Source organism: Marinoscillum furvescens DSM 4134, assembly GCF_003386095.1.
Lineage (GTDB): Bacteria > Bacteroidota > Bacteroidia > Cytophagales > Cyclobacteriaceae > Marinoscillum > Marinoscillum furvescens.
In genome coordinates this window covers 1-2,925 of record NZ_QREG01000031.1, presented here as the reverse complement: position 1 = coordinate 2,925, position 2,925 = coordinate 1, and the positions used below count along the sequence as shown (strand labels likewise).

Genomic DNA, 2,925 nt, shown 5'->3' with positions numbered 1-2,925 from the left:
CCTGCCCCGTTTGGGGTGGGCTTTTTCATTATCTACTTTTCCATGCGGCCAGCCAGGCTGATGAAAAGTAGAGGAAAAATGCATTTATGGAGACAGTTCATCAGATTTTTATCCCGCGGAAGCGTGGTGTTTTCCTATAGAAACACTTCTTGAATCAATGCTAAACCACTCCCATTGTGTGGGCTTTTCCCACACCTCACGCATCATCTACTCCCCCCTACCACCCTGCTGTCTGCGACGAATTATTCGGGTAAAACGCCCGGATGTAGGATAAGCACGATCGGCGGTGAGATTGTTAAACACCAAAGCCACCACCAGGAGCACGAGGGCTCCTACCAGCACGGGCATGAGCACATACCACCAGCCCATCGCCACGATTTGAGGCCCACCGATCACTGCTATCAGCGCCGTAGCCCCACCGGGTGGATGTACCGTTTTGCTATACTGCATCCCAATGATGGCCAGCGCCACCGCAAAGGCTGCTGCATACCAGGTGTCTGCCCCCAGCAGCTGCTGGCAGGCCACGCCAATGACCGCCGACAGCACATGACCGCCAATGAGGTTTCTCGGCTGAGCATAAGGACTCTGGATGGCTCCAAAGACCAGCACACTGGATGCTCCAAATGAACCGATAAGAAGTACGGTAAGCCGCTCGTCTTGCCACACACCCTGACAGGTGGCCAGTAGCCCTATCCCACAAAATGCGCCCAAAAACGACCAAACGTGCTCGCGGGTATTGAGTAGGGTTTCCTTGTACAGTACATACCGCACGATGCGGTAATTTCTCTTTACGTGCTTGCTTACCATGCAAAATGCTGTTTGCTTTGTAAGCGCAAAGCTATTTTTACAGTTTGCAACAGCATGCCCCACCCCATTGAAGGATTTTCATTTGTACGATGAAATCTGCTCAACATCACAGTGCCATGGACTTAGAAATCAGACATCTAAAACTCATTAAGGCTATAGCCAATGCGGGCAATCTGGCAGGTGCCGCCAATGACCTGCACCTCACGCCATCGGCAGTAAGTCACCAGCTGCGAGCACTGGAAAACCAGCTGGGGGTGGCTGTGTTTGACAGGCAACAAAAACCCTGGGAGCTCACCCCTGCCGGTACACAGCTCTTTCAGCTTTCGCTATCGGTACTGGGTGCGGTATCCTCTCGCCTGCGACAGGTCCAAAACCTCAAGCCCAACAAAAACCTGCGGGTGGGCAGTGAATGTTATGCGTTTTATCTGCTCCTGCAGCGCTACCATTTTACCCTTGAAGCAGACTATGCCCCCATAGCACCGGAGCTCATCCATCAGCGGCTGATGCACCACGAGCTGGACCTGGGCATGACCACCATTGCTCCAAAAAGTGAAAAGCTTACCAGCTGTACGCTGAAACAAGACGAGATCCGGGTGATTGTCCCCGACGATCATCCACTGGCCGAAGCGTCGTTTGTACCTGCCGAAGCTTTCCAGCAAGAAGTACTCCTGATCCACTCGTATCCGCTGGAAACGGTGTATGTCTACCAGCACTTTCTGCTGCCCAATGGTGTGGAGCCCGCCGCTATACTGCCCATACCACTCACAGAAGTGGCCCTACAAATGGTAGCCGAAGGCAAAGGCCTACTCTGCCTACCTGACTGGCAGCTGGACCGGTTTACCCTCCCCAAAGGACTCACCACCCAGACCATAGGAGCCCAGGGACTCCACCGCACGGTACATGCCGTATATAGAAATGAGGACCAAAACCTCCCACAGCTAAAACAGCTCACCGACGAGGTGTTGACGCTAAAGACCTGGTAATCCTAAAGAGCTTGTGAGGTTTACAAGCGTCTTATGGCCGCTGCAGCCGTCTTACGGTTTCTGCAGGCGTCTAAAGACTGCTTACAACCGTCTAAAAGAGAATTACAACCGTCTAAATCGTATTTACAACCGACTTTTCGATTCTGCAGCCATCTAAAACAGAATTACAGCCGTCTTACGGCCGCTGCAAGCGTCTAAATCGTACTTACAACCGTCTAAAAGAGATTTACAAGCGACTTTTTCATTCTACAGGCGTCTAAAACAGAATTACAGCCGTCTTTTCCATTCTGCAGCCATCTTATGGCCGCTGCAACCGACTTATGGCCGCTGCAAGCGTCTAAATCGTATTTACAACCGTCTAAAAGAGAATTACAAGCGTCTTTTTCATACTGCAAGCGTCTGAAGCCCACTTACAACCGACTTCCGGCCGCTGCAAGCGTCTAAATCGTACTTACAACCGTCTAAAGGAGATTTACAAGCGACTTTTTCATTCTACAGGCGTCTAAAACAGAATTACAAGCGTCTTTTCCATTCTGCAGCCGTCTCACGGCCGCTGCAAGCGTCTAAATCGTACTTACAACCGTCTGAAGGCGACTTACAACCAATTTTTAGATTCTGCAGCCGTCTAAAACAGAATTACAGCCGTCTTTTCCATTCTGCAGCCATCTTATGGCCGCTGCAGCCGTCTTACGGCCGCTTACAGGCGTCTAAATCCTATTTACAAGCGTCTAAAAGCGATTTATTGGTGTTTTGTGTCTATTTACAACCGTCTGAACGGGAATTACAAGCAACTTTTTCATTCTACAGGCTTCTAAAACGTATTTACTACCGGCAAATCGAAAAATTCCGCTATCACATCGGTTTTGGTCCCATCCTGAAATAGCTTGACACTAATTCGTCAAGTTATGAAGACAACAGAAAAATTAGACATTGAAAGAAAGTACAAAAGTAAGCGCCTATATCGTGCTGCATTTAAACATTTGATCTTAGAAGATTTAGTAACGGGCTTGGAGTCTATGAGCTTTATCGGCAGGAAACACGGACTGAGCCATCAAACTGTCCATAATTTTAGACAGGAAGCCTTGGAACAACTGGGATATTTTCGCATTTTAAATCAAATGAAAGGCAGTAATAC

General features: G+C 49.1%; 3 protein-coding genes. 2 read left to right on the top strand and 1 reads right to left on the bottom strand.

All coding sequences use genetic code 11. The annotated features are described in order from the left end of the window. Positions 1-207 precede the first annotated feature (207 nt). Entirely contained in the window at positions 208-807 is a 600-nt protein-coding gene (locus C7460_RS21700) for an HPP family protein (protein ID WP_115870247.1), read from the bottom strand. Between the two features lie 116 nt (positions 808-923). Between C7460_RS21700 and C7460_RS21695 the strand changes: the two genes are divergently transcribed. Then, the gene (locus C7460_RS21695; protein ID WP_170148134.1) at positions 924-1,790 is read left to right on the top strand and encodes a LysR substrate-binding domain-containing protein; all 867 of its coding nucleotides are present in this window, start codon (positions 924-926) and stop codon (positions 1,788-1,790) included. Between the two features lie 905 nt (positions 1,791-2,695). Beyond that, positions 2,696-2,925, top strand: a 230-nt coding sequence (locus C7460_RS21690) for a hypothetical protein (RefSeq protein WP_147303048.1), incomplete at its 3' end; no start/stop codon positions are given.